Annotated in this window: 26 protein-coding genes and 1 pseudogene; 20 read left to right on the forward strand and 7 right to left on the reverse strand. The window is 63.4% G+C overall.

Features of this window, described 5'->3' with window-relative positions:
- Positions 1–170 precede the first annotated feature (170 nt).
- Genes AC0YKC_RS18440 through AC0YKC_RS18450 form a run of 3 tightly spaced genes read left to right on the forward strand, consistent with a single transcriptional unit; the run spans position 171 to position 1,576 of the window.
- Positions 171–695 carry a single-stranded DNA-binding protein gene (locus tag AC0YKC_RS18440; protein ID WP_488512074.1) on the forward strand — a complete coding sequence of 175 codons (525 nt, stop codon included), beginning with the start codon at positions 171–173 and terminating at the stop codon, positions 693–695.
- Between the two features lie 28 nt (positions 696–723).
- Positions 724–1,122 (forward strand): DUF2306 domain-containing protein, encoded by a 399-nt coding sequence (locus AC0YKC_RS18445; protein WP_488512075.1) that lies wholly within the window; start codon positions 724–726, stop codon positions 1,120–1,122.
- Positions 1,123–1,150: 28 nt separating this feature from the next.
- Positions 1,151–1,576, forward strand: a complete 426-nt coding sequence (locus tag AC0YKC_RS18450) for an OsmC family protein (protein WP_488512076.1) — start codon at positions 1,151–1,153, stop codon at positions 1,574–1,576.
- A 63-nt stretch (positions 1,577–1,639) separates the two neighbouring features.
- On the opposite strand, the gene AC0YKC_RS18455 is transcribed toward AC0YKC_RS18450, so the two are convergent.
- The 3 genes and pseudogenes from AC0YKC_RS18455 to AC0YKC_RS18465 form a co-directional block, all read right to left on the reverse strand.
- Positions 1,640–2,269: a MarC family protein gene (locus AC0YKC_RS18455; RefSeq protein WP_488512077.1), complete on the reverse strand. Its 630-nt coding sequence runs from the start codon at positions 2,267–2,269 to the stop codon at positions 1,640–1,642.
- A gap of 92 nt (positions 2,270–2,361) precedes the next feature.
- Positions 2,362–2,738 (reverse strand): annotated as a pseudogene (locus AC0YKC_RS18460) (VOC family protein).
- Between the two features lie 32 nt (positions 2,739–2,770).
- Positions 2,771–3,301, reverse strand: a complete 531-nt coding sequence (locus AC0YKC_RS18465) for a hypothetical protein (RefSeq protein ID WP_488512078.1) — start codon at positions 3,299–3,301, stop codon at positions 2,771–2,773.
- 85 nt (positions 3,302–3,386) lie between these two features.
- On the opposite strand from AC0YKC_RS18465, the gene AC0YKC_RS18470 reads away from it, so the two are divergent.
- Positions 3,387–4,214, forward strand: a complete 828-nt coding sequence (locus tag AC0YKC_RS18470; protein WP_488512079.1) for a helix-turn-helix transcriptional regulator — start codon at positions 3,387–3,389, stop codon at positions 4,212–4,214.
- A gap of 27 nt (positions 4,215–4,241) precedes the next feature.
- Here AC0YKC_RS18470 and AC0YKC_RS18475 read toward each other — a convergent pair whose 3' ends face one another.
- Positions 4,242–4,865 (reverse strand): ParB-like protein, encoded by a 624-nt coding sequence (locus AC0YKC_RS18475; protein WP_320295764.1) that lies wholly within the window; start codon positions 4,863–4,865, stop codon positions 4,242–4,244.
- Positions 4,862–6,589, reverse strand: a complete 1,728-nt coding sequence (locus AC0YKC_RS18480) for a SulP family inorganic anion transporter (protein WP_488512080.1) — start codon at positions 6,587–6,589, stop codon at positions 4,862–4,864. The genes AC0YKC_RS18475 and AC0YKC_RS18480 overlap by 4 nt, the downstream gene beginning before the upstream one ends.
- Before the next feature lie 173 nt (positions 6,590–6,762).
- Here AC0YKC_RS18480 and gyrA point away from each other — a divergent pair, with 173 nt between their 5' ends.
- A complete protein-coding gene (gene gyrA / locus AC0YKC_RS18485; protein ID WP_320295762.1) occupies positions 6,763–9,549 on the forward strand; it encodes a DNA gyrase subunit A in 2,787 nt (928 codons plus the stop codon).
- A gap of 51 nt (positions 9,550–9,600) precedes the next feature.
- On the opposite strand, the gene AC0YKC_RS18490 is transcribed toward gyrA, so the two are convergent.
- The gene (locus tag AC0YKC_RS18490) at positions 9,601–9,753 is read right to left on the reverse strand and encodes a hypothetical protein (RefSeq protein WP_127883694.1); all 153 of its coding nucleotides are present in this window, start codon (positions 9,751–9,753) and stop codon (positions 9,601–9,603) included.
- A gap of 192 nt (positions 9,754–9,945) precedes the next feature.
- On the opposite strand from AC0YKC_RS18490, the gene coaD reads away from it, so the two are divergent.
- The 9 genes from coaD to AC0YKC_RS18535 all read left to right on the forward strand — a co-directional run bounded on the left by coaD (position 9,946) and on the right by AC0YKC_RS18535 (position 16,250).
- A complete protein-coding gene (coaD, locus tag AC0YKC_RS18495) occupies positions 9,946–10,446 on the forward strand; it encodes a pantetheine-phosphate adenylyltransferase (RefSeq protein ID WP_320295760.1) in 501 nt (166 codons plus the stop codon).
- An 18-nt stretch (positions 10,447–10,464) separates the two neighbouring features.
- Positions 10,465–11,070, forward strand: a complete 606-nt coding sequence (locus tag AC0YKC_RS18500; protein WP_430699249.1) for a peptidylprolyl isomerase — start codon at positions 10,465–10,467, stop codon at positions 11,068–11,070.
- Positions 11,071–11,100: 30 nt separating this feature from the next.
- Complete coding sequence (locus AC0YKC_RS18505) at positions 11,101–11,613, forward strand: peptidylprolyl isomerase (protein ID WP_040987166.1); 513 nt, start codon at positions 11,101–11,103, stop codon at positions 11,611–11,613.
- 10 nt (positions 11,614–11,623) lie between these two features.
- Positions 11,624–12,073, forward strand: coding sequence for a DMT family transporter (locus AC0YKC_RS18510; protein ID WP_434722728.1), 450 nt, complete (start codon positions 11,624–11,626; stop codon positions 12,071–12,073).
- Entirely contained in the window at positions 12,073–13,161 is a 1,089-nt protein-coding gene (queA, locus tag AC0YKC_RS18515) for a tRNA preQ1(34) S-adenosylmethionine ribosyltransferase-isomerase QueA (protein ID WP_488512081.1), read from the forward strand. Before AC0YKC_RS18510 ends, queA begins: the two co-directional genes overlap by 1 nt.
- Positions 13,151–13,420 (forward strand): hypothetical protein, encoded by a 270-nt coding sequence (locus AC0YKC_RS18520; RefSeq protein ID WP_434722726.1) that lies wholly within the window; start codon positions 13,151–13,153, stop codon positions 13,418–13,420. Before queA ends, AC0YKC_RS18520 begins: the two co-directional genes overlap by 11 nt.
- The gene (tgt, locus tag AC0YKC_RS18525) at positions 13,413–14,543 is read left to right on the forward strand and encodes a tRNA guanosine(34) transglycosylase Tgt (RefSeq protein WP_488512082.1); all 1,131 of its coding nucleotides are present in this window, start codon (positions 13,413–13,415) and stop codon (positions 14,541–14,543) included. Before AC0YKC_RS18520 ends, tgt begins: the two co-directional genes overlap by 8 nt.
- 207 nt (positions 14,544–14,750) lie before the next feature.
- A complete protein-coding gene (locus AC0YKC_RS18530; protein WP_488512083.1) occupies positions 14,751–15,170 on the forward strand; it encodes a hypothetical protein in 420 nt (139 codons plus the stop codon).
- A gap of 39 nt (positions 15,171–15,209) precedes the next feature.
- Positions 15,210–16,250 carry a hypothetical protein gene (locus tag AC0YKC_RS18535; protein WP_488512084.1) on the forward strand — a complete coding sequence of 347 codons (1,041 nt, stop codon included), beginning with the start codon at positions 15,210–15,212 and terminating at the stop codon, positions 16,248–16,250.
- Here AC0YKC_RS18535 and AC0YKC_RS18540 read toward each other — a convergent pair.
- Positions 16,240–16,659, reverse strand: a complete 420-nt coding sequence (locus AC0YKC_RS18540; RefSeq protein WP_434722721.1) for a DUF4864 domain-containing protein — start codon at positions 16,657–16,659, stop codon at positions 16,240–16,242. The genes AC0YKC_RS18535 and AC0YKC_RS18540 overlap by 11 nt on opposite strands.
- A 214-nt stretch (positions 16,660–16,873) precedes the next feature.
- Between AC0YKC_RS18540 and AC0YKC_RS18545 the strand changes: the two genes are divergently transcribed.
- The 6 genes from AC0YKC_RS18545 (at position 16,874) to AC0YKC_RS18570 (ending at position 22,882) form a co-directional block, all read left to right on the forward strand.
- A complete protein-coding gene (locus AC0YKC_RS18545; protein WP_040995065.1) occupies positions 16,874–17,110 on the forward strand; it encodes an Lrp/AsnC ligand binding domain-containing protein in 237 nt (78 codons plus the stop codon).
- A gap of 168 nt (positions 17,111–17,278) precedes the next feature.
- Positions 17,279–18,691 carry a circularly permuted type 2 ATP-grasp protein gene (locus AC0YKC_RS18550; protein ID WP_320295752.1) on the forward strand — a complete coding sequence of 471 codons (1,413 nt, stop codon included), beginning with the start codon at positions 17,279–17,281 and terminating at the stop codon, positions 18,689–18,691.
- A 155-nt stretch (positions 18,692–18,846) separates the two neighbouring features.
- Positions 18,847–19,788, forward strand: a complete 942-nt coding sequence (locus AC0YKC_RS18555) for an alpha-E domain-containing protein (protein ID WP_488512085.1) — start codon at positions 18,847–18,849, stop codon at positions 19,786–19,788.
- Positions 19,789–19,809: 21 nt separating this feature from the next.
- Positions 19,810–20,604: a transglutaminase family protein gene (locus AC0YKC_RS18560; RefSeq protein ID WP_320295750.1), complete on the forward strand. Its 795-nt coding sequence runs from the start codon at positions 19,810–19,812 to the stop codon at positions 20,602–20,604.
- A gap of 32 nt (positions 20,605–20,636) precedes the next feature.
- Complete coding sequence (locus tag AC0YKC_RS18565; protein WP_320295749.1) at positions 20,637–21,368, forward strand: proteasome-type protease; 732 nt, start codon at positions 20,637–20,639, stop codon at positions 21,366–21,368.
- A 101-nt stretch (positions 21,369–21,469) separates the two neighbouring features.
- On the forward strand, positions 21,470–22,882 hold the full coding sequence (locus AC0YKC_RS18570; protein ID WP_488512086.1) for a pyridoxal phosphate-dependent decarboxylase family protein: 1,413 nt from the start codon (positions 21,470–21,472) through the stop codon (positions 22,880–22,882).
- The last annotated feature ends 92 nt before the right edge of the window (positions 22,883–22,974 follow it).

Here is a 22,974-nt window from a genome sequence, read left to right on the forward strand (position 1 = left end):
TGTTCAGCCAAGGCCTTTGCTGACATTCCTTGACAGAAAGGGCGGTTGTGACTAGAACGAAAAGAGAACAAAAACCTTGTGGGAAAAGCCAGCCTTTGCGGGCGGCGGCGACCCGCAGGCTGTAAGGTGAGCGACTTAAAATTTGTTTCGGATGAGCGCGGAGAAATAAGATGGCGGGTAGCGTCAACAAGGTCATTCTGGTCGGCAATCTCGGGGCGGACCCTGAAATCCGCCGCCTGAATTCCGGTGATCCGGTCGTCAACATCCGTATCGCCACGTCGGAAAGCTGGCGCGACAAGAACTCGGGCGAGCGTAAGGAAAAGACCGAGTGGCATAATGTCGTCATCTTCAACGATCAGCTCGCCAAGGTGGCGGAGCAGTATTTGAAGAAGGGCATGAAGGTCTATGTCGAGGGCCAGTTGCAGACCCGCAAATGGCAGGACCAGACCGGTGCCGACAAATACACGACCGAGGTCGTGCTGCAGAAGTTCCGTGGCGAATTGCAGATGCTTGACGCGCGCGGCGAGGGCGGCGGCGGGCAGGTGGGCAATTACTCCGGGGGCAGCAGCAGCCGTGGCTCGGATTTCGGCCAGTCCGGCCCGAATGAAGGTTTCAGCCGCGGCGGCGGCGGTGGCTCCAGGGGCGGCGGTGGCGGTGGCTCGTCGCGCGAGCTGGACGACGAGATCCCGTTCTAAGCGTCTGGTCGGTTGAGGGGAAGGCGCGATGTCGCTCGGACCGCTTCTGTCGGCGCCGCCTCCCATTCCATGGCATGCGTTCGCGGCCTTCGCCGCTTTAGCCATCGGCGGCGCCCAGTTGGCGCTGCCGAAAGGCACTGTGCGTCATCGCGTGCTGGGCTATGCCTGGGTGGCGCTGATGCTGGTCATCGCCATATCGAGCTTCTGGATCCAGCAGATACGGCTCATCGGTCCTTTCAGCCCGATCCACCTGCTGTCGATCCTGGTGCTGATTACGGTGCCGCTCGCGGTCTGGCACGCGCATAACCATCGGGTGGCAAAGCATCGTAAGGTGATGATCTCGCTGTATGTCTTTGCACTGATTGGCGCGGGCGTTTTCACGTTGCTGCCCGGCCGGATCATGCACGCCGTGGTGTTTGGCCAATAAGGCGGCCAACTCAGTAAGGAAGATCATCGTGAAAGCACGTGTCAAATGGGTCGAGGAACGCACTTTTGTCGGCGAATCCGGCAGCGGCCACAAAGTGGTGCTGGGCACCGCGCACGGACCGGACGGCAAGACGCCGGGACCGAGCCCGATGGAGTTGGTGCTGATCGGCACCGGCGGCTGCTCGGCCTTTGACGTCGTCCACATCCTCGAGAAAGGCCGCGAGGCGGTCGAGGATTGCGTGGTCGAGCTCGATGCCGATCGGGCCGAGACCGATCCCAAAGTGTTCACCCGTATCCACATGCATTTCATCGTCAAGGGCCGCGCGCTGTCGCACGACAAGGTGAAGCGCGCGATCGATCTGTCGATCCAGAAATACTGCTCGGCCAGCGCCATGATGGCGAAGACGGCGACGATCACGCATGACTTCGAGGTGGTCGATACGGCGGCGAAGTAGGCAGTAGGCAGTAGGCAGTAGGCAGTAGGCAGTAGGGCGGTAGGTCGACTGCTTCGCAGCCGGTTAGGCCGCTATCAGCGCCCTGACGCCGTCGGCCACGAACTGCACCGCCAATGCCGCCAGGATGACGCCCAGCAGCCTGGTCAGGATCGAGCGGCCGGTCTGGCCGAGGATGCGGTCGATGCGTTCCGACAGCACGAACACCAGATAGGTGATGACGAGGCAGAGGAAGATGATGCCGACCAGCGCTGCCTGGGCGGCAAAGCCTTCAAAATGTCCCGACAGCAGCACCGTTGCCGAGATGGCGCCCGGACCGGCGATCAGCGGGATCGCCAGCGGGAAGGCGGCGATGTTGTGGATCATGTCCCTGGTGATGGCGACGTCGCCGATCTTCTCCTTGCGGTCCTGGCGGCGCTCGAACACCATTTCGAAGGCGATGAAGAACAAGAGGAAGCCGCCGGCGACGCGGAAGGCCGGCAGCGTTATGCCGAACACCGACAGGATCGAGGCGCCGGCAATGGCAAACAACGCCATGACCAGGAAGCCGATCACCGAAGCGCGGACCGAGACCTGCTGACGCTCCTCGCGGTTCATGCCGCGCGTCACGGCGAGGAAGAGTGGCGCCAGCCCGGGCGGGTCGATGGTCACCAGTATGGTGACGAAGGCGTTGAACAGGCTGTCGAAACTCGGCATCGCTGGTCCCCTCCCGCCGGGCGAAGCCAGGCTACCAATTGGTAGAGCAAAGCCGGGGCGCTGAAAACAGCGCGGAAGAGGAAATCAGCCGGCTATTCGGGCCTGCCGCAATAGGCCTCCAGGCGGTAGCCGTCCGGGTCGATGACGAAGGCGGCGTAATAGTTGTCTCCATAGGCCGCTCGGAGCCCAGGCGGGCCATTGTCCTTACCGCCTTGGCGCAATGCCGCGGCATGAAAAGCGTCAACGCTGGCGCGCGTCGGCGCCGCGAAACAGAAATGCAGGCCAGACTCCGTTTCGGCCGGAACCGGCCGCCCGGCGTCGTTCACCCAAAGCTGGATCGCTTGGGCGCCGTAGCCGAGGGAACCGGCGACTGGCTTAGACAGGAATAGCCGAGCGGCTTGAGCGCCGCGTCGTAGAAGGGTTTCGAAGCGCCCGCGTCGCGGACGCCGATCGAGATGTGGTCAAGCATTGTTTCCTCCATGATTACAATTGGTTGGTCGCTCAGGCCGGAGTCGCGCGACGGGCCAGGAATTCGACCTCCATGCGCCAGGTTGAGCCGCCGTCATGCGAGCGTTCGCCGAGCCAGCGGAACGAATTCCCGGTGATGCGTGAAAAGCTCCAGCGCACCGAGGCACCGGTGCCGTCGGCGCCGATCTGGACGATCGTCTCGCCCTCGGCGCGGCCTTGCTGCCGGCTGTAATACTGGTTGCGCGGATCGCTCCAGAAGATGTGCCACGTGTCGGCGGCGGGATCGTAGACGCGCAATGTCGTGCCGTAGAAGGTCCATGGCCCGAGCGACGGGGAGGGGCCCGCATCGCGCGCGGGCAGGATCCAGACATCCTGCACGGCGCGGCCTTCGAGAACCCAGCCGAAATGCACCTCGCCGCGACCCGTGAGCCTGGTCCCATCCTCGAGAATGCGGGTGGCGTCGAATGTCCAGGCGCCGATGAAGCGGCCGTAGAGCTTGAGTTTTTCGGCGAGATCCGGATTGGGCCCGTCGCTATGCAGGGCCTCGGCAAAAGGATCGGTCATTGTTGCGGCCTCGTTTGTCAGGAGAGGCCAAGCAATAGGGGCGCAGCAGGGTTCTTCGCTTGGGAAAAATTGCTATCTTTTCGCCATGACGACCACCCAGAGAACTTTGGCTTCCGGGCATGGCTGGCAGGTGTCCGACGTGGTGTGCGCTGCGGTCGCCGGCGACAGGCCATTCGAGGAAGAGCACCGCAGCTTCTGCGTCGCTGCCGTGACCAGAGGCACGTTCCGCTATCGCACGCGCCAGGGCACTGCGATGCTGGCGCCGGGCGCCATCCTGCTTGGCAATCCCGGCGCCTGCTACGAATGCGGGCATGAGCACGGCGCCGGTGACCGCTGCATCTCCTTCCATTTCTCGCCTGCCTATCTGGAGCGCGTTCTGACCGACTTGCCGGGCGTGAAACGGCTAGGCTTTGCCGATCCGCGCCTGCCGCCCTTGCCGGCGCTGGCGCCTTTGCTCGCCGAGGCGGAAGCGGCGCGGGAAACGGGCGACGGCGAAGCGTTCGAGGAACTCGGCCTGCGCATCGCCGGCGCGGTCGCCCTAGCCGCGGCCGGATCTTCCACGACTGCCCGGACGCCCAGCCGCCGCGACCAGAAACGCGTTGCCGAGGCGGTGCGCCTGATCGAAATCAACGCCGATCGACCCTTGTCGCTGACCGAGCTGGCCGACGGCACGGCCACCAGCCCTTTTCATTTCCTGCGCATTTTCCGGCACGTCGCCGGCATGACGCCCTATCAATTCCTGCTGAGGACGAGGCTGCATCGGGCCGCGGTGCGACTGCGCGCGTCGAACGCCGCGATCTCGACGATCGCGTTCGATGCCGGTTTCAGCGACCTGTCGACCTTCAACCGCCGCTTCCGGCGCGAAATGGGAGAAAATCCCGGCGCCTATCGCTCCCGCCGCGCGGGCCAATGAGGTTTGCCACTTTCGGCGGGTGCGCGGTCAATCCGATGTCGGGCCGCACCAGCCAGGCAGATAGTCCGCGTCCTTGCTCCTGGCGAGCGCCAAGGCATCCTTCATCGCCTTGTCGAAATTCTTCGCGACCGCGTTGCGGTCGATGCGGCGGCGCAGGAAATCCGCCCAGATGAACTCGCTGAACGGCGTCGTGTCCTTGGCGTAACCGCCCTGGCGGCGCAGTTCGCCCGCCATGCTCCGGTAGGGATCGTCGACCAGCTCGCCGATGGTCTTCGGGATCGCCGCGTAATCGCGGCGCCGACCGTTCTCGTCGAACGGGTGCATCCAGCCGCGATTGTCGAGCACGAAAAGAAACGCGTCCTTGTCGAGCGCGGACAGGTCGCTGATCACGGTCACCAGCACGTCCTTGACGCCTTCCTCGAGCAGGGCGCGGGCGAGATGATGGTGATCGGTGACGTAGTTGCGGTTTTTGGGGCCCAGCACCACCGGCACCATGTGTCTGCCGAGAAAGGCGCCGGTCTTCTTCTTTGCGTCTTGCGCCCGGATCATCTGGCGCTTCAGCCCGACCTCCCGCATGCCGACCGTTATCTGCGTAGGCCGCAAGTCCTCGACGGGGACCGGGGTCACAATGGGTTCTCGGGGATCGATCATGGCACTCCATCCTGTTTCTGCTGTTGCGGTTTCCCCGGACCAAGTGATTTGATCGCCGCGTCGACGCTGTGGAATATGCGCTCTGTGCCGACGATTTCAGCGATGCCGAACCGCTTCAGCGCCGCCTGGGCGCGCAGCGATTCCATGCGCGCGATCGCAAAGACCGCGCCTTTGTCGCGACAATGGCGGATGGTGTCGATCAGCGCCTGGGCGGCGGTGTAGTCGATCTCGACGATGTTGCTGGCTTCCAGCACCACCAGCTTCAGGTCCTCGCTGGCGTCGATCAGGTCGCTCAGGCCACGCTTGAAACGGTCGGCATTGACGAAGGAAAGCGGTGCCTGGAACGCTGCCACCAGCACGCCGGGATGCTGTTCGCCGGCGCTGAAATCGCTCGGCGGCCACCAGACCGACGTGCCCGGTACCTGCGCCAGCTCGATCGGCTCGGTGCGCGTCGAGCCCCAGATCCCGTGCAGCAGCGACAGGCCGATGCCGATCGCGACGCCGGTTTCGATCGGCAGGACGACGATGGCGATCATCGTGATCAGGATCAGCGCGAACTCGCCCTTCGCCTGGCGCCAGACCTTGGCGAACACCTGCCAGCGCAGGATATGCTGGGCCACGAACATCAGCACGCCGGCGAGCGCGGCCTGCGGCACATTGGCAAGCAGGCCGCCACCGAAGGCGCCGAGCGCCAAGACGATGGCCGCCGCGATCAGGCCCGAGAGCTGCGAGCGACCACCTGTCTGGGCGACGATGGCCGTGCGCGGCGGGCTGGCGTTAACGGCAAAGGCGCCGAACAGGCCGGACAGAATGCTGCCCGCGCCGACGCCGACGAAGTCGCGGTTGACGTCCGGCGCGTCGCTGTCCCGCGGCGCGAAGGAGCGGCTGGTGGCCGCCGTCTGCACCATGACGACGATGGCGATCAGCAGCGCGAGAGGGACAAGCGCCTGCGCGTCCTGGAAGTCAACGGTCGGCATGCCTGGGGCCGGCAACCCGTTCGGCAAGGCGCCGAGCACTTCGACGCCCCGGTTCTTCAAGTCGAAGGCGATGACTGCAAGCGTCGCCAGAACCACGCCGATCAACGCGGCCGGAATCCGAGCGCTGATATGCTCCGCGACGAAGACGATGCCGAACACGCCGAGCCCAAGCGCCAGGCTCCACGGATTGGTGAGGTGGAGATTGGTCGCGATTTCGCCGATGCGCCGCACCGTCTCGCCACCTTCCGTCGGCAGACCAAGCAGACCCGGCAGCTGCGAGACGATGATATGGACGGAAATGCCGGCGAGGAAACCGGTCGTGACTGGCACGGACAGGAGATCGGCGATCCAGCCGAGACGGAAAACGCCGCTGAGCGTCACCAGCAGCCCCACCATCAGCGCCAGCATGGCCGCCAGCGCCAGGTAGTGCGGCGAGCCGGACGTGGCGATCAGCGCCAGCCCGCCGGCGAACAAGGGCGTGATCGTCGAATCCGCCCCGGCCGACAAATGCCGGTTGGCGCCGAACAGCGCGAAGGCCAGCGAGCCGGCGACGAAGGCAAAGAAGCCGATCTCCGGCGCGAAGCCGCCGAGGCGCGCCGTCGCCATCTGCTCGGGAATGGCGATCGCAGCCAGTGTGATGCCGGCCGCCAGATCGCCGTTGAGGTCCTTGACGCTCCAGCCGCTCAGCGCCCGCAAGGGCAGCCATGAGGCCAGGTTCACAGCACTTGCGGTTTTTGCCCGATCCATCGCCGACCTTGCCGCATGACGGCGAAAACGAAGGTGGCCATATCGTCGCAATCAGCGGTATCCATTTGAAATTACCATCAAAATTGTCTCTGGAAAAGTCCGGCCGAGATTGGAGTTTCGGCAAGGCTTCCTATATAAGCATGCAGTGATTCCCGACTGGATTGTGACCTGATTTGACCGACCAGAAGACACCGCGCGGGCCGGACGGCGGCCCCACCGGCATCGAGCCGATTTCGATCATCGAGGAGATGCAGCGCTCCTATCTCGATTACGCCATGAGCGTGATCGTTAGCCGCGCGCTTCCCGACGTGCGCGATGGCCTGAAGCCCGTGCATCGCCGCATCCTCTATGCCTCGCATGAGAGCGGCTACCACTGGAACCGCAAATATGTGAAGTCGGCCCGCCCGGTCGCCGACGTGATGGGTAAATACCATCCGCATGGCGACGCCTCGATCTATGATGCGTTGGTACGCATGGCGCAGGACTGGTCGCTGCGCGTGCCGCTGATCGACGGTCAAGGCAATTTCGGTTCGATCGACGGCGATCCGCCGGCGGCGATGCGCTATACCGAGTCCAGGCTCACCAAGGTCGCGCATGAGCTCCTGGAGGACATCGACAAGGAAACCGTCGATTTCCAGGACACTTACGATGCGTCCGGCAGCGAGCCCAAGGTGTTGCCGGCCCGTTTCCCGAACCTTCTGGTCAACGGCTCCGGCGGCATTGCCGTCGGTATGGCCACCAACATCCCGCCGCACAATCTCACTGAGGTCTGCAACGGCGCCATCGCCCTGATCGACAATCCGGCGATCGACCTGACGGCGTTGATGGAGATCGTGCCCGGTCCGGATTTCCCGACCGGCGGCATCGTGCTCGGCCGTTCCGGCATCTACAACGCCTATTCGACGGGCCGCGGCTCGATCGTCATGCGTGGCCGCGTCGAGATCGAGCAGCGCGGCAATGACCGTGAATCCATCATTGTCACCGAGATTCCCTATCAGGTGAACAAGGCCTCGATGATCGAGAAGATGGCCGAACTGGTGCGCGACAAGCGCATCGAGGGTATCTCCGACATCCGCGACGAGAGCGACCGCCAGGGCTACCGTGTCGTCGTCGAACTGAAGCGCGACGCCGTGGCCGACGTTGTCCTCAACCAGCTCTATCGCTTCACGCCGCTGCAGACGTCGTTCGGCGCCAATATGGTGGCGCTCAACGGCGGCAAGCCGGAAGTGCTGACGCTGATCGACATGCTGAAGGCCTTTGTCAGCTTCCGCGAGGAAGTCGTCAGCCGTCGCACGAAATACCTGCTGCGCAAGGCGCGCGAGCGGGCGCATGTGTTGGTCGGTCTGGCGATTGCCGTCGCCAATATCGACGAGGTGATCAAGCTCATCCGCACCGCGCCCGATCCGCAGACGGCGCGCGAGCAGTTGATGGAGCGGCGCTGGCCCTCGCACGACGTCGCGCCGCTGATCAAGCTGATCGACGATCCGCGCCACCGCATCAACGAGGACGGCACCTACAATCTCTCCGAGGAGCAGGCTCGCGCCATCCTCGAACTGCGCCTGCAGCGCCTGACCGCGCTGGGTCGCGACGAGATCGCCGACGAGTTGAACCAGATCGGCGCCGAGATCGTTGATTTCCTTGACATTTTGTCGTCGCGTGCTCGTATCCAGCAAATCGTCAAGGACGAGCTGGTCGCTGTCCGCGACGAGTTCGGCACGCCGCGCCGCACCGAGCTCTCCGACGGCGGCTCGGATATGGAAGACGAGGATCTGATCCAGCGCGAGGACATGGTCGTCACCGTCAGCCATTCCGGCTACATCAAGCGCGTGCCGCTCTCGCTCTACCGGGCGCAGCGCCGCGGCGGCAAGGGCCGCTCCGGCATGTCGACCAAGGAAGAGGATTTCGTCACCCGGCTGTTCGTCGCCAACACGCATACGCCGGTGCTGTTCTTCTCCTCGCGCGGCATCGTCTATAAGGAGAAGGTCTGGCGGCTGCCGATCGGCAACCCGCAATCGCGTGGCAAGGCGCTGATCAACATGCTGCCGCTGGAGCAGGGCGAGCGCATCACCACGATCATGCCGCTGCCGGAGGACGAGACCAGCTGGGGCGAGCTCGACGTGATGTTCGCCACCACGCGCGGCACCGTGCGCCGCAACAAGCTCAGCGACTTCGTCCAGGTCAATCGCAACGGCAAGATCGCCATGAAGCTGGAGGAAGAGGGCGATGAGATTCTCGGCGTCGAGACCTGCACCGACAATGACGATGTGCTTCTGACGGCGAATTCCGGCCAGTGCATCCGCTTCCCGGTCTCCGATGTCCGCGTCTTCCAGAGCCGCAATTCGGTCGGCGTTCGCGGCATAACCATGGCCGAGACCGACCGCATCATCTCGATGTCGGTGATCGAGAATGTGGATGCGTCACCCGCCGAGCGGGCCGCCTATCTCAAGCGCGCCGCGGCCGAGCGCCGGCTGGCAGTCGGCGCTGCCGGCGAGGAAGAAGAAATCGCGCTGACCAATGAGGAAATCGGCGAGGAGGCCGAGCTCTCCGAGGAGCGCTACGAATTCCTCAAGGCGCATGAAAAGCTCGTGCTGACGGTGACCGAATATGGCTACGGCAAGCGGTCGTCGTCCTACGATTTCCGCCTGACGGGCCGCGGCGGCAAAGGCATCCGCGCCACCGATGTGTCGAAGGTAGCTGAGATCGGCCGGCTGGTCGCGACCTTCCCGGTCGGCAATGACGATCAGATCATGCTGGTTTCGGACGGCGGCACGGTCATCCGCGTGCCGGTCAACGGCATACGCTTCGCCAGCCGCGCCACCAAGGGCGTGACGATCTTCAATACGGCCGAAGGCGAGAAGGTTGTGTCGGTGGAGCGGATTTCGGAGCCGCAGTCGGACGAAGAGGCCGAGGACGTGGCCTCGGGCGAAAGCGGCGCGGACGATACGGGCGAAAGCGAATAGGTTCGTCCAGGTTTCACCGGCCCCTTTGGGCCGGTTCGGTCATGGCGGGGATCAGTGGCGACGGTAAACGTTGCGATGGGCGAAACCATCGAGCCGCTTGGTATTGACCTTGACGCGCACCCGCGCTGCTTCCTGATGCAACCCGAATGCAGTCGCGATCAGCATCACGATGGTCATTGCAGTGGCAAGCATGTAGATCAGCATTTGCGTGTTCTCCTGCACCTTACAACGATAAGATGGGAATTTGGTTTCATCCCTTGAAGCGGCAACCTAGTGAACGCTGCGTGAAACGTTCGTGATCGTCGCATTCATCTGTCGTTCATCGGGGCGAAAAGGTTCACGCACGCCTCATCAATCGGATTTGCCTTTGTTTGAGAGGCTCGCTAGAAGCCTGCCATGACCGAACGCACCGCCCTTTACGCCGGCTCCTTCGACCCGCTGACCAATGGCCATCTCGACGTGCTCAAGGCGTCGCTAGCGGTGGCGGATACCGTCTATGCGGCGATCGGCATTCATCCTGGCAAGAAGCCGTTGTTTTCCTTCGAGGAACGCGTGAAGCTGATCGAGGCCGCGACCAAGGCCGAATTCGGCCGCGACAGCGACCGCATCAAGGTCGTGTCCTTCGACGGGCTGGTCATCGACGCTTCCCGCAAGCATGGCGCCTCGATCATGATCCGGGGGCTGCGCGACGGCACCGACCTCGATTACGAAATGCAGATGGCCGGCATGAACGAGACGATGGCGCCGGAACTGCAGACGGTTTTTCTGCCCGCCAGCCCGTCGGTGCGCACCATTACCGCCACACTTGTACGCCAGATTGCGTCGATGGGCGGCGACATCCGCCCATTCGTGCCAGCGGCGGTTGCCGGCGCGCTCACCGCCAAGTTCACCAAATAGGCTTTCCCGGAGATTCCTATGCAGCTGAAGAAGCTCGCTTCGTTCCTTGTCGTGCTTGCCGGCCTTTTCGCGGCATCCATTTTTTCGGCATCCGGCCCGGCCGTCGCCGCCGACAAGGAAAACACCATGATCATCACGCTCAAGGATGGCGACGTGACGATTGCGCTGCGTCCCGATCTGGCGCCGAAGCATGTCGCGCAGATCAAGAAGCTGGTGCGCGACGGCGCCTATGACAATGTCGCCTTCCACCGCGTCATCGACGGGTTCATGGCGCAGACCGGCGACGTCAAGTTCGGCAACATGAAGAAGGGGTTCAACCCCGAAGCCGTCGGCACCGGCGGCTCCGATCTTCCCGATCTGCCGGCCGAGTTCTCGCAGAGCGAGCAGTTCACGCGCGGCGTGCTCGGCATGGCCCGTTCGCAGGACCCGAATTCGGCGAACTCGCAATTCTTCATCATGTTCGCGCCGGCGCCGAACCTCGACGGCCAGTACACCATCGTCGGCAAGGTCGTCGGCGGCATGGATCTCGTGGACAAGATCAAGAAGGGCGACGAGGCCGACAACGGCACGGTCACCGACCCCGACCGCATGATCAAGGTTCGCATCGCCGCCGACAGCAAATAACTCCCTCAATTTTCAAAAGGATTTCCTGACATGGCTGAGATCAAGGATCGCGAGAACGCGCTCATCATGGAAACGACCAAGGGACAGGTCGTCATCGAGATGTACCCTGAATTGGCGCCCGGCCACGTCGCGCGCATCAAGGAGTTGGCGCGTGAAGGCGCCTATGACGGCGTGGTGTTCCACCGCGTCATCGACGGCTTCATGGCGCAGACCGGCGACGTCAAGTTCGGCAATTCAAGCAAGCCCACCTATGCGCCGTCGCGCGCGGGCATGGGCGGCTCCGACAAGCCGGACCTGAAGGCCGAGTTCTCCAACGCCAATCACGGCCGCGGCGCCTGCTCGATGGCCAGGGCCCAGAACCCGAATTCGGCGAATTCGCAGTTCTTCATCTGCTTCGACGATGCCGCTTTCCTCAACCGCCAGTACACGGTGTGGGGCCAGGTCATCGAAGGCATGGAGAATGTCGACAAGATCAAGCGCGGCGAGCCGGTGCAGGATCCCGACAAGATCGTCTCGCTGAAAGTCGCGGCGGACGTCAAGTAAAGGCGGAACGATGATGGGCGCTGTCTGGTCCCTGCTCGGCATCCTGTCCGGCGCCTTCATCGCCATCCAGGCGCCGATCAATTCGCAGCTGGCGAAGGGCCTCGGCCTTCCGGTCGCGGCGGCGGCATTCTCCTTCCTGTCGGGCGCTATCGTTCTCGGCATTATCGCCTTCGCGGTGGTGAGGCTGCAGGGCATATCACTCGACTGGAAGGCGCCGGCACCCTGGCTGTTCATCGCGGGCGGTATGCTCGGCGGCTTCTATGTCACGCTCTCCACCATTCTGACGCCGCGCATCGGCGCGGCGGCGCTGATGGCCTTCCTGGTCGCCGGGCAGCTGCTTGCCGGCATGCTGATCGACCGCGCCGGTTTCCTTGGCGTGGCGGTGCGCGAAATCTCGCTTGGCCGCGTCGCCGGCGCCGTGCTCTTGCTTGCCGGGGCGCTGCTCATCCGGCTCTACTGATGCGCGTCGACCTGTTCGACTTCGACCTGCCGGAAGAGCGCATCGCGCTTCGCCCGGCCGAGCCGCGCGACGGCGCCAGGCTTCTGGTCGTCAAACCGGGCGAACCGCTGCAGGACCGCATCGTCGGCGAATTGCCGTCGCTGCTTCGCGAAGGCGACGTGCTGGTGTTCAACGACACCAAGGTTATCCCGGCGCAATTGAAGGGCGTGCGCAAGCGCGGCGAGGCGGTGGCGCAGGTCGAGGCGACGCTGCATATGCGCGTGGCGCCGGACCGCTGGCAGGCCTTCATGCGGCCGGGCAAGCGCATCGCCGCCGGCGACCGCATCCATTTCGGCCATGACGGCAGTTCCTGCTTTTTGGGCCAGCTCGACGCCACGGTGATCGAGAAGGGCGAGGCGGGCGAGGCGCTGCTCGGCTTCGACCTTTCCGGGCCGTTCCTCGACGAGGCGCTGCACGCCGTCGGCCATATTCCGCTGCCGCCCTATATCGCCTCGAAGCGCGACGACGACGAGCGCGACCGCGCCGACTACCAGACCATCTATGCCAGGGAAGAGGGCGCGGTCGCTGCTCCCACCGCCGGCCTGCATTTCACGCCGGAGCTGTTTGCCGCGCTCGACGCCAGGGGTGTCGATCGCCGCTTCGTCACGCTGCATGTCGGCGCCGGCACCTTCCTGCCGGTCAAAGCGGACGACACGGTCGATCACAAGATGCATGCCGAGACTGGCTCGGTAAGCGCGGAGACGGCGGCGGCGCTCAACGCGGCCAAGGCACGGGGAAGGCGGATCGTCTGCGTCGGCACGACATCGCTGCGGCTTTTGGAAAGTGCCGCGCGCGACGACGGCGGGATCGACCCGTGGTCCGGACCGACCGACATCTTCATCACGCCCGGCTACCGCTTCCGGACGGCCGACATGCTGATGACCAATTTCCATCTGCCGCGCTCGACGCTCTTCATGCTGGTCTCGGCCTTCAGCGGGCTTGAGACGATGCGCTCGGCCTATGCGCATGCCATCGAGAACCGCTACAGGTTCTACTCCTACGGCGACGCAAGCCTGCTTTACCGGGCGGAGACGAGCGATGGACGATGATCTCGACAGCATGGACCGCGATATGCTGACCGCGGAGGTGAAGAAGCTGCGCGCCGGCATCCGCGCTCATCGCGACACGACCGGGCATGATCTGTGCTGGCATCACCCCGACCTCTGGGACCTTTTGCCGGAAAAGACCGAGCCGTCGATCGCCGTGCCGCCATGGCCGAAATTCATGCGCGGCTGCATCCGCTACCGGCAGTCGCTCGACGAGCAGGCGGCCGGCGCTCCGGTGCACGACAAGGAATTCAATGGCTGAGACTTTTTCCTTCAAGGTGCTTGCCGCCGACGGCAAGGCACGGCGCGGCCTTGTCTCGATGCCGCGCGGCGAGATCCGCACGCCGGCCTTCATGCCGGTCGGCACCGGCGGCACCGTCAAGGCCATGTATATGGACCAGGTGCGCGGCGTCGGCGCCGACATCATCCTCGGCAACACCTACCATTTGATGCTGCGGCCCGGCGCCGAGCGCGTGGCCCGGCTCGGCGGCCTGCACGAGTTCGCCCGCTGGCCTTATCCGATCCTGACCGACAGCGGCGGCTTCCAGGTGATGTCGCTGTCGAAGCTGAGGAAGCTGACCGAACAGGGCGTCACCTTCCGCTCGCATATCGACGGCGCGCCCTACGAGATGTCGCCGGAGCGGTCGATCGAGATCCAGGGGCTGCTCGATTCCGACATCCAGATGCAGCTCGACGAATGCACAGCGCTTCCCGCCAAGCCCAAGGAGATCGAGCGCGCCATGGAATTGTCGCTGCGCTGGGCCGAGCGCTGCAAGGCGGCCTTCGGCGACCAGCCGGGCAAGGCGATGTTCGGCATCGTCCAGGGCGGCGACAGCGCGGCCTTGCGCGTGCGCTCCGCTCAGGCGCTGAAGGCGATGGACTTGAAAGGCTATGCCGTCGGCGGGCTGGCGGTCGGCGAGCCGCAGCCGGTGATGCTGGAGATGCTCGACATCACCTGCCCGGAGCTGCCGGCCGACAAGCCGCGCTACCTGATGGGCGTCGGCACGCCTGACGATATCCTGAAATCGGTGGCGCGCGGCATCGACATGTTCGACTGCGTGATGCCGACGCGTGCCGGCCGCCATGGCCTTGCCTATACGCGCCGCGGCAAGGTCAATCTCAGGAACGCCCGCCATGCCGACGATCCGCGGCCGCTCGACGAGGAAAGCGATTGCCCGGCCGCGCGCGATTATTCGCGCGCCTACCTGCATCACCTCGTACGCTCGCAGGAGGCGCTCGGCGCCATGCTGCTGACCTGGAACAACCTGTCCTATTATCAGAGGCTGATGCAGGACATCCGCGCGGCCGTCGAAGCGAAGGCCTTTGAAGTGCGCGCCGCCGAGATCACCGAAGGCTGGGCGAGGGGCGACATCCCGGCCCTTTGATTGGAGCAATTCCAGGAAAAGTGTGAGCGGTTGGGCTCGGCGACTTCGCCGTAGCCTTCCGTCCGGAGTTGCGTCAAACAAAGAGATGGGGCGTTTCGCCGTTTCTATGAAACGGTCAAACACCCCAGTGAACCCTCAGAGAACCTTTCATAAATCAGATGAGGAGTAAGTATCCCTTGCCATATCGAGGCAAAGGGCGGCACGGCTTTGGTGAAAATAGACGCGTCGACTGCTGACGATCATGTAGCAGGCGCTAATGTCGGCCGGTCAGGATCGGCGGCGATCCGGCCATGGAGCTACAGTCTATTACTCGTAATTTCAGCGGTCGTTCTTGCCGGCTTGACCTTGCGTCTGCTCGGCGCGCGCGGGGACCTCTGGCACGATGAGATCTGGAGCATCGTGCTGCTGAAGCCCCTGACGTCGGTCGACCAGATATTCTGGCGCATAAACCACGACAACAATCACTTCCTGAATTCGATATATCAGTATGTCGTCGGCCCCGATGCCGCGCCGCTCGTCCAGCGCGGCCTGTCGATAACGCTTGGTGCGTGCACCGTCATTGCGGCCGCGGCGATATCGCGCGGACGCTGGGCCATGGTTGCGTCGGCGCGCTGCTGTTTGCCCTGAGCTACCCGATGGTCCACTACGGCTCGGAGGCGCGCGGCTATGCCGGCCTGGTGCTGTTCACGCTCGTTTCCGTGGGTCTTCTGGAGCGCTGGGTTCGACAAGCGGGGGCCGTATGGCATCGCTCTTGCCATCGCCATTCTGCTTGGCTTCCTTTCCCATCTGACGATGATCGAAGCGGTAGCGGTGCTCGCGGTCTGGACAATGTGGCTAAGCTGGCGACGCAGCCGCAGCCTGATTGTCGTCAACAGGGACGTTATCCAGGCCTTCCTGCCTGCTTTCCTAGCCGTGCTTCCGCTCGCCGCGGCAATCCTCGTGGGCGCGCGATTGTTCAGCTTCAACGTCGGCGGGTATTCGTCCTTCTCGCTTGAGAAGTTCGCCGCCGGCTATGGCGGAATGATCCGCTATCTTTTCGGTCTGCCGGACTGGATCGGCGACTGGACATGCGTCGCGATCGTTTGCGCCCTGGTTTTGGCATATGCAGGCGTCTCGCGCGATCGCCGGGCCAGTCTCTATGTTGTCGGCGTCGTCGGGCTGCCTGCCTTGATGGCGGCCGCGCATCTGCCGAATCTCGAATTCCCGCGCTATTTCATCGTCAGCGGAGCCTTGTTGCTGCTTTGGGCTGGAGAGATGATCGGACGCGGCTTCGACGCCGGCGGTGTGAGAAGGCTTTGCGCCGCCGGGGTGCTCATGCTTGTGGCCGGCGGCAACGTGGCGTTGCTGGCTCGTTTCTATGAGCAAGGGCGCGGTTCCTATTCCAGCATGGTGGACGAGATGACAAGGAGCGGCGCCGCCACATATGCCACCAACGCCGATTTCCGCACCGGCATGGTTGTCGATTATTTCGCGGCGCGCATGGGCCGCCAGGCCTCGCTCGTCACCCAGGATAAGATTTGCGCCGGGCGCGCCGACTGGCTCGTTCTCGAAGGTGATCCCCAAAAAACAGCCGGAGCGCGTGGGCTTCGATTGCGCGCTTGCCTACGAACGAGCCGGAGCCTCGACCTACTGGGGTCTCTCCGGTTTGGGCTGGACACTCTATATCCGCCGGGATTGAGCGGTCACGCAGGCGGTCTCAGGTGCTGACCGAAGTCGAAGCGCGCAGGCTGCAGCCGGTGATCTTGAAACTGCCGTCCGCCTGCTGCTGCAGCGTATAGACCGCCTCATAGTCCTTGCCGTCGGGCCCGACGATCAGCACCTGCTGGACGATCGAACCGGGCCCGGTCTCTTCGACCTTGCCGAAGGAATAGGATTGGGGCTTGCGCACCGGCGCGTAGCCATTGGTCACCATGTTCATGAAGGTGTCGACGGTCGGAAAGATCTGCTTCACGTTCGGCGCGGCGAAGCTGTAGGCGGTGGCGCCGTCATCGGCGATGAAGGCTTTCAGTTGGCCGTCTATGGCCGTCTGCGCGGCCTTGATCTCGGCATCGCCGGCAAAGGCAAGCGAAGCTATCAACATCGGAACAAGAGCTAGTGCGAACAATGCGCGGCGCATGGCCTGCCTCCCGGAACTCGCGCTTGGCGAATGCAATCTAACATACGCGCTTCGGCATGGCCTGGTTTCACCGAGCTGCGAAGATTCCGCCATTTCGGCGTCGGGAGGCGGGATCAGCTACTCTTTGAGGTGCGCGGTGCGTGAAGCTTGAAAGCCGGGCGGCAGTCTGCCACAAGGGCCGCTTAATCTTGAAGCAGGCTGGCAGGACCGGGCAATGAAGGCATTTTTCGTGCAGATCAAGTGCGACCTGGGCAAGTCCTATGAGGTCGCCAGCGCGCTCGCCGATGCCGAGATCGCCTCCGAGATATACTCGACCGCCGGCAATTACGACCTGCTCGCCAAATTCTATATCGACGACGAGGAAGACGTCGGCCACTTCGTCAACGAGCGGGTGCAGATTCTGCCTGGAATCAAGGACACCTTCACGATCGTGACCTTCCGGGCGTTCTGACGGACCTGGCGATGCCCCGCCGGGAAGCAGCAGCTGACCCGGCCTTGCCGTTGGTGCCTTAAATTTAGGCAATTCGCATAGAGCGGACCCCATCGGCTCTTAAATCACCGATTGCCCTTGATTTTCTCCGGCTAGGCCAGTGAAATGGCCTGAGAGGGGAGTAAGCGATTGGCAGCTTTCGACGAAATGCTTCCGGAAGTTTCCGGATTGAGAAGACCTTATGAGGCTTACGATCGCTGGCTGAAGGAGCAGGACCCGGCCAGGCTTACCCAGAAAATGCAGGACGCCGAGCGCGTCTTTCGCAAGACCGGCATCACCTTCGCCGTCTATGGCGAGCAGGAAGCTTCCGAGCGGCTGATCCCTTTCGACATCGTCCCGCGCATCCTCTCCGGCCAGGAATGGCGCCGGCTGACGCAAGGCATCGAGCAGCGCGTGCAGGCGCTGAACGCCTTTCTCGACGATATCTACCACCGCCAGGAGATCCTGCGCGCCGGGCGCGTGCCGAGGGAGCTCGTCGCGAAGAACGAGGCCTTCCTGCCCGAGATGATCGGGGTCAGGCCTCCGGCCGGGGTCTACACCCATATCATCGGCGTCGATATCGTCCGCATCTCGGAGAACGAGTTCTACGTGCTGGAGGACAATGCCCGCACGCCGTCCGGCGTCTCCTACATGCTGGAGAACCGCGAGACTATGATGCAGCTCTTTCCGGAGCTGTTCCAGAAGATCAAGGTGCGGCCGGTCGAGAACTATCCGCAACTCCTGCGCCAATCGCTCGCCGCGGTGCGGCCGCAAAGCGCCAAAGGCGCACCGACCATCGCCGTGCTGACGCCGGGTTCCTACAACTCGGCCTATTTCGAGCACGCCTTCCTCGCCGACCAGATGGGCGTGCAGCTCGTCGAGGGGCAGGATCTGCGCGTCGTCGACGGCCATGTCGCGATGCGCACCACCGAAGGCTACAAGCAGATCGACGTGCTCTACCGGCGCGTCGACGACAACTTCCTCGATCCGCTGACCTTCCGGCCGGACTCCGCGCTCGGCGTGCCGGGCATCATGGATGTCTACCGCGCCGGCAACATCACCATCGCCAATGCGCCCGGCACCGGCATCGCCGACGACAAGGCGATCTATTCCTACATGCCGGAGATCGTCGAGTTCTACACCGGACGCAAGGCGATCCTCGGCAACATCCCGACCTGGCGCTGCTCGGAGCCGGACAGCCTGAAATACGTGCTGGAACACATCAGCGAGCTGGTGATCAAGGAAGTGCACGGCTCAGGCGGCTACGGCATGCTGGTCGGCCCGGCTGCGACCAAGAAGGAATGCCAGGAGTTCGCCAAGAAGCTGCAGGCAAAACCCTCGAACTACATCGCCCAGCCGACACTGGCACTGTCGACCTGCCCGATCCTGACCGAAAAGGGCCTGTCGCCACGCCATGTCGATCTTCGGCCTTACGTGCTGGTCTCCGATCGCATCCAGATCGTGCCGGGCGGCTTGACGCGTGTCGCCCTGAAGGAAGGCTCGCTGGTTGTGAACTCATCACAAGGTGGCGGGACGAAGGACACGTGGGTGTTGGATGATTGAAACAGCGAATAGCGAGTAGTGAGTAGGCAGTAGGCAGTAGGCAGTAGGCAGTAGTGGAAGGATAGGGGACAGGGAAATGCCATATTCCATTGAGGTTCAAATGTTTACTACTCCCTACTGCCTATTCCCTACTCACTAGCCCGAAGGGCGTTCCCATGCTTCTCGGCCGCACCGCCAACGGTCTCTACTGGATGAACCGCTATATCGAGCGGGCCGAAAACATGGCGCGCTTGGTCGACGCCGGCCTGCGCATGGCGCTGACGCGCACGCAGAGCGCTTCTGAGGAATGGAATTCGGTGCTGCTCAGCGCCGGCTCGGACATCGCCTTCAGCCAGAAGTACCAGGATTATACCGCCGCCAACGTCTCCGACTTCCTGCTGCGCGACACCTCGAACCCGTCGAGCACGATGTCGTCGATCGAGACGGCGCGCAACAATGCCCGCATGGTGCGCACGGCGCTGACGCGCGAGACCTGGGAAAGCATCAACGAAGCCTGGATGGCGCTGAAGCGCATGCTGGCGAGGCCGATCGACGAGCGCGACCTGCCGACCGTGCTCGATGCCATCAAGCGCGAGACGGCGCTGATCCGCGGTTCGTTCTACGGCACGATGCTGCGCAACGAGATCTTCGATTTCTCGCAGTTGGGCACCTATGTCGAGCGCGCCGACAACACGGCGCGCATCCTCGACGTGAAATATTATGTGCTGTTGCCTTCGCTCTCCTGGGTCGGCTCGACGCTGGACAATTACCAGTGGGAGTCGATCCTGCGCTCGGTGTCGGCGCACCGCTCCTATCGCTGGGTTTATGAAGCCGACTACACGCCGACGAACATCGCCGATTATCTGATCCTCAACGTGCGCATGCCGCGCTCGCTGACCTTCTGCTACCGTTTCCTCGGCGAGCATCTGAAATTCCTCGCCGACGATTACGGCGAACGCCATGCCTGCCATGGAACGGCCGAGAAGATCCAGGCGCTGCTCAAAAGGGGGTCGATCAAGGACATATTCGATCACGGCCTGCATGAATTCCTGGCCGAGTTCATTCGCGACAACACCAGGCTGGGCGACGAGATCGCCCAGGATTACCGGTTCAATTGAGCACAGCCGAGGGCGAGCGCTATGCGGCTCAAGATCACCCATCGCACCGAGTACCACTACGATCAGCCGGTGCAGTATCTGCTGCAGCGGCTGCGCCTGCTGCCGTTGAGCGGGCGTACGCAGACCGTCGGCTCCTGGGCGATCAAGGTTGAAGGGGCTCGCGAGGAGGTGCGCTTCACCGACCATTTCGGTAACGACACGCGGCTGGTGAGCGCCGAGAGCGGCCAGAACGCGATCACCGTCGAGGCCGCCGGTGACGTGACCACGCATGATACGGCGGGCATAACGGGTCCGCATCAGGGCTTTGCGCCGCTTTGGCTGTTCGGACAGCAGACGCAGCTCACCACAGCCGGCGAGGGCATACGCGAATTGGCCGGCGCGGTCGGGCAGGGCACCGAAATCGAGCGACTGCACCGGTTGATGGGCGCCATCGGCGAACGCGTCGTTTACAGGCCGGGCACGACCAGCGTCGTGACGCCGGCGGAAGAAGCCCTGGCGTTGAAGACCGGCGTCTGCCAGGACCACAGCCACATCTTCATCGCCGCGGCCGGCGTGCTTGGCTTTCCCGCCCGCTACATCAGCGGCTATCTGATGATGGATGCGGCCGTCGAGCAGGCCGCGAGCCATGCCTGGGCCGAGGCCTATGTCGTGGGGCTCGGCTGGGTTGCCTTCGACCCGGCGAACGGCATCTCTCCCGACGAACGCTATGTGCGGGTGGCGACGGGGCGCGACTATCGCGACGCCTCGCCCGTGTCGGGGATACTGCTGGGGCAGTCGCAGGAGAAGCTTGCCGTCACCGTCACGGTGGAGCAGTAATCTTCGCAAGATTCTCTGCCGGAAGAGCGACCATGACCTATTGCGTCGGCCTCAAGATCGATCGCGGGCTCGTGTTCATGTCGGACACGCGCACCAATGCGGGTATGGATTCGATCTCGACCTTCAAGAAGATGCATGTGTGGGAACAGCCCGGCGAGCGCGTCATCGTGCTGATGTCGGCGGGCAACCTTGCCACGACGCAGGCCGTCGTCAGCCTGCTCGACGAGCGCAACAAGGCGGTCGGCGACCGCCACGAGAAGCTGCTCGAGACCCCGTCTATGTACCAGACGGTGCGGCTGGTCGGCGAAACGGTCAAGGAAGTGATCGCGCATGCGTCGCCCGACGGCGAGAAGGCGGATTCCTATTTCAATGCTTCCTTCATCCTCGGCGGCCAGATCAAGGGCAGCCCCCCCAGGCTGTTCATGATCTATCCGGAAGGCAATTTCATCGAGTCGACCGACGACACGCCATTCTTTCAGATCGGCGAGACGAAATACGGCAAGCCGATCATCATTCGCGCCTATGACCGGGCCATGAGCCTGGCGGAGACGGTGAAGCTGCTGCTGGTGTCCTTCGACTCGACGCTGAAATCCAACCTTTCGGTCGGGCTGCCGCTTGATCTTCTGTTCATGGAACAGGATGCGTTCAAGGTGGGGCTGAGCCGGCGGATCGGCCAGGACGATCCCTATTACCGCACCATTTCGGACGGCTGGTCCAAGGCGCTGAAATTGGCCTTTTCAAACCTGCCGGATTTTCCGGGGTAAGCTTTCGGTTCTCACCGTTGCTTCACTATATTTAACATGTTAATTAAAAGCCAAGGGCGGTTCGACCGGCCGGTATCTTTGACGGCTGCTGGGAGGAAACTATGGACAATGAGGAATTCCGCGACTGGTCAAGGCGGGCGGCCGATTGGGGCGCCGATTACCGCGCCGGCCTGCGCGACCGCCCGGTGCGGCCAGCGATCGCGCCCGGCGAGATTTTCAGGAGCATCGAAGCCTCGCCACCCGAAATGCCCGAGCCGATGGAGAAGATCTTCGCCGATTTCGAAGAAAAGATCGTGCCGGGCATGACGCATTGGCAGCATCCGCGCTTCTTCGCCTATTTCCCGGCCAATGCGGCGCCGGTGTCGGTCGTGGCGGAATATCTGGTCTCGGCGATGGCCGCGCAGTGCATGCTGTGGCAAACCTCGCCGGCGGCGACCGAGCTCGAGATGCGCATCGTCGACTGGATGCGCCAGGCGCTCGGCCTGCCCGAAGGCTTTTCCGGCGTCATCCAGGATTCGGCCTCGTCGGCGACGCTTGCGGCGGTGCTGACCATGCGCGAGCGCGCGCTCGACTGGCAGGGCAACAGACAAGGCCTCGCCGGGCAGGGCAAGTTGCGCGTCTATTCCTCCGACCAGGTCCATACCTCGATCGATCGCGCCATCTGGGTCTCCGGCATCGGCGAGGAAAACCTCGTCCGCATCCCGGTCAGCGGACGTTTTCGCGCCATGGACAGGGCCGCGCTGGAGGCGGCGATCATTGCCGATCGCAAGGCCGGCCTGTTGCCCGCGGGCATCATCGCCTGCGTCGGCGGTACCAGCACCGGCGGCACAGACGACATCGCGGCGGTGGCGGAGGTCGCGAAGCGGCACGGGCTTTACCTGCATGTCGATGCAGCCTGGGCCGGGTCGGCGATGATCTGCCCGGAATACCGGCATTTCTGGACAGGCGTCGAGGGCGCCGATTCCATCGTCTTCAATCCCCACAAATGGCTGGGTGCGCAGTTCGACTGCTCGATCCAGTTCGTGCGCCAGCCCGAAGACCTGGTGCGCACGCTGGCGATCAAGCCGGACTATCTGAAGACCCGCGGTCATGACGGCATCATCAACTATTCGGAATGGTCGGTGCCGCTCGGGCGCCGCTTCCGTGCGCTCAAACTCTGGTTCCTGCTTCGCGCCCATGGCCTCGAAGGCTTGCGCAACATGATCCGCAACCATGTCGCCTGGAGCGAAGGGCTTGCCGCGCGGCTGGCCCGGGAAGCGGATTTCGAGCTCAGCAGCGAGCCGATGCTGTCGCTCTTCTCGTTCCGGCATCGCGCGGCACCAGGCATCGATCCTGACGAGCACAATCTGCATCTGGTCGACGCCATCAATGCCGATGGCCGCATCTATCTCACGCAGACGAGGGTCGACGGGCGCGTGGCGATACGCTTTCAGGCGGGACAGTTCGAGTCGACGGCAGCGGATGTCGACGCAGCGTTCGACGTCATAACCGAGATCGCCCGGCGCCCGTCCTGAGGCGGCGGACGTGTTCCGAACTGGTTTGCCTTTTGCAATCAGGTGATTTTCGTTAGCCGGCTTATACCTTTTCTTCGCTTTCGTTTTCCGAT

The sequence above is a fragment of the Mesorhizobium sp. CNPSo 4661 genome (assembly GCF_057784215.1).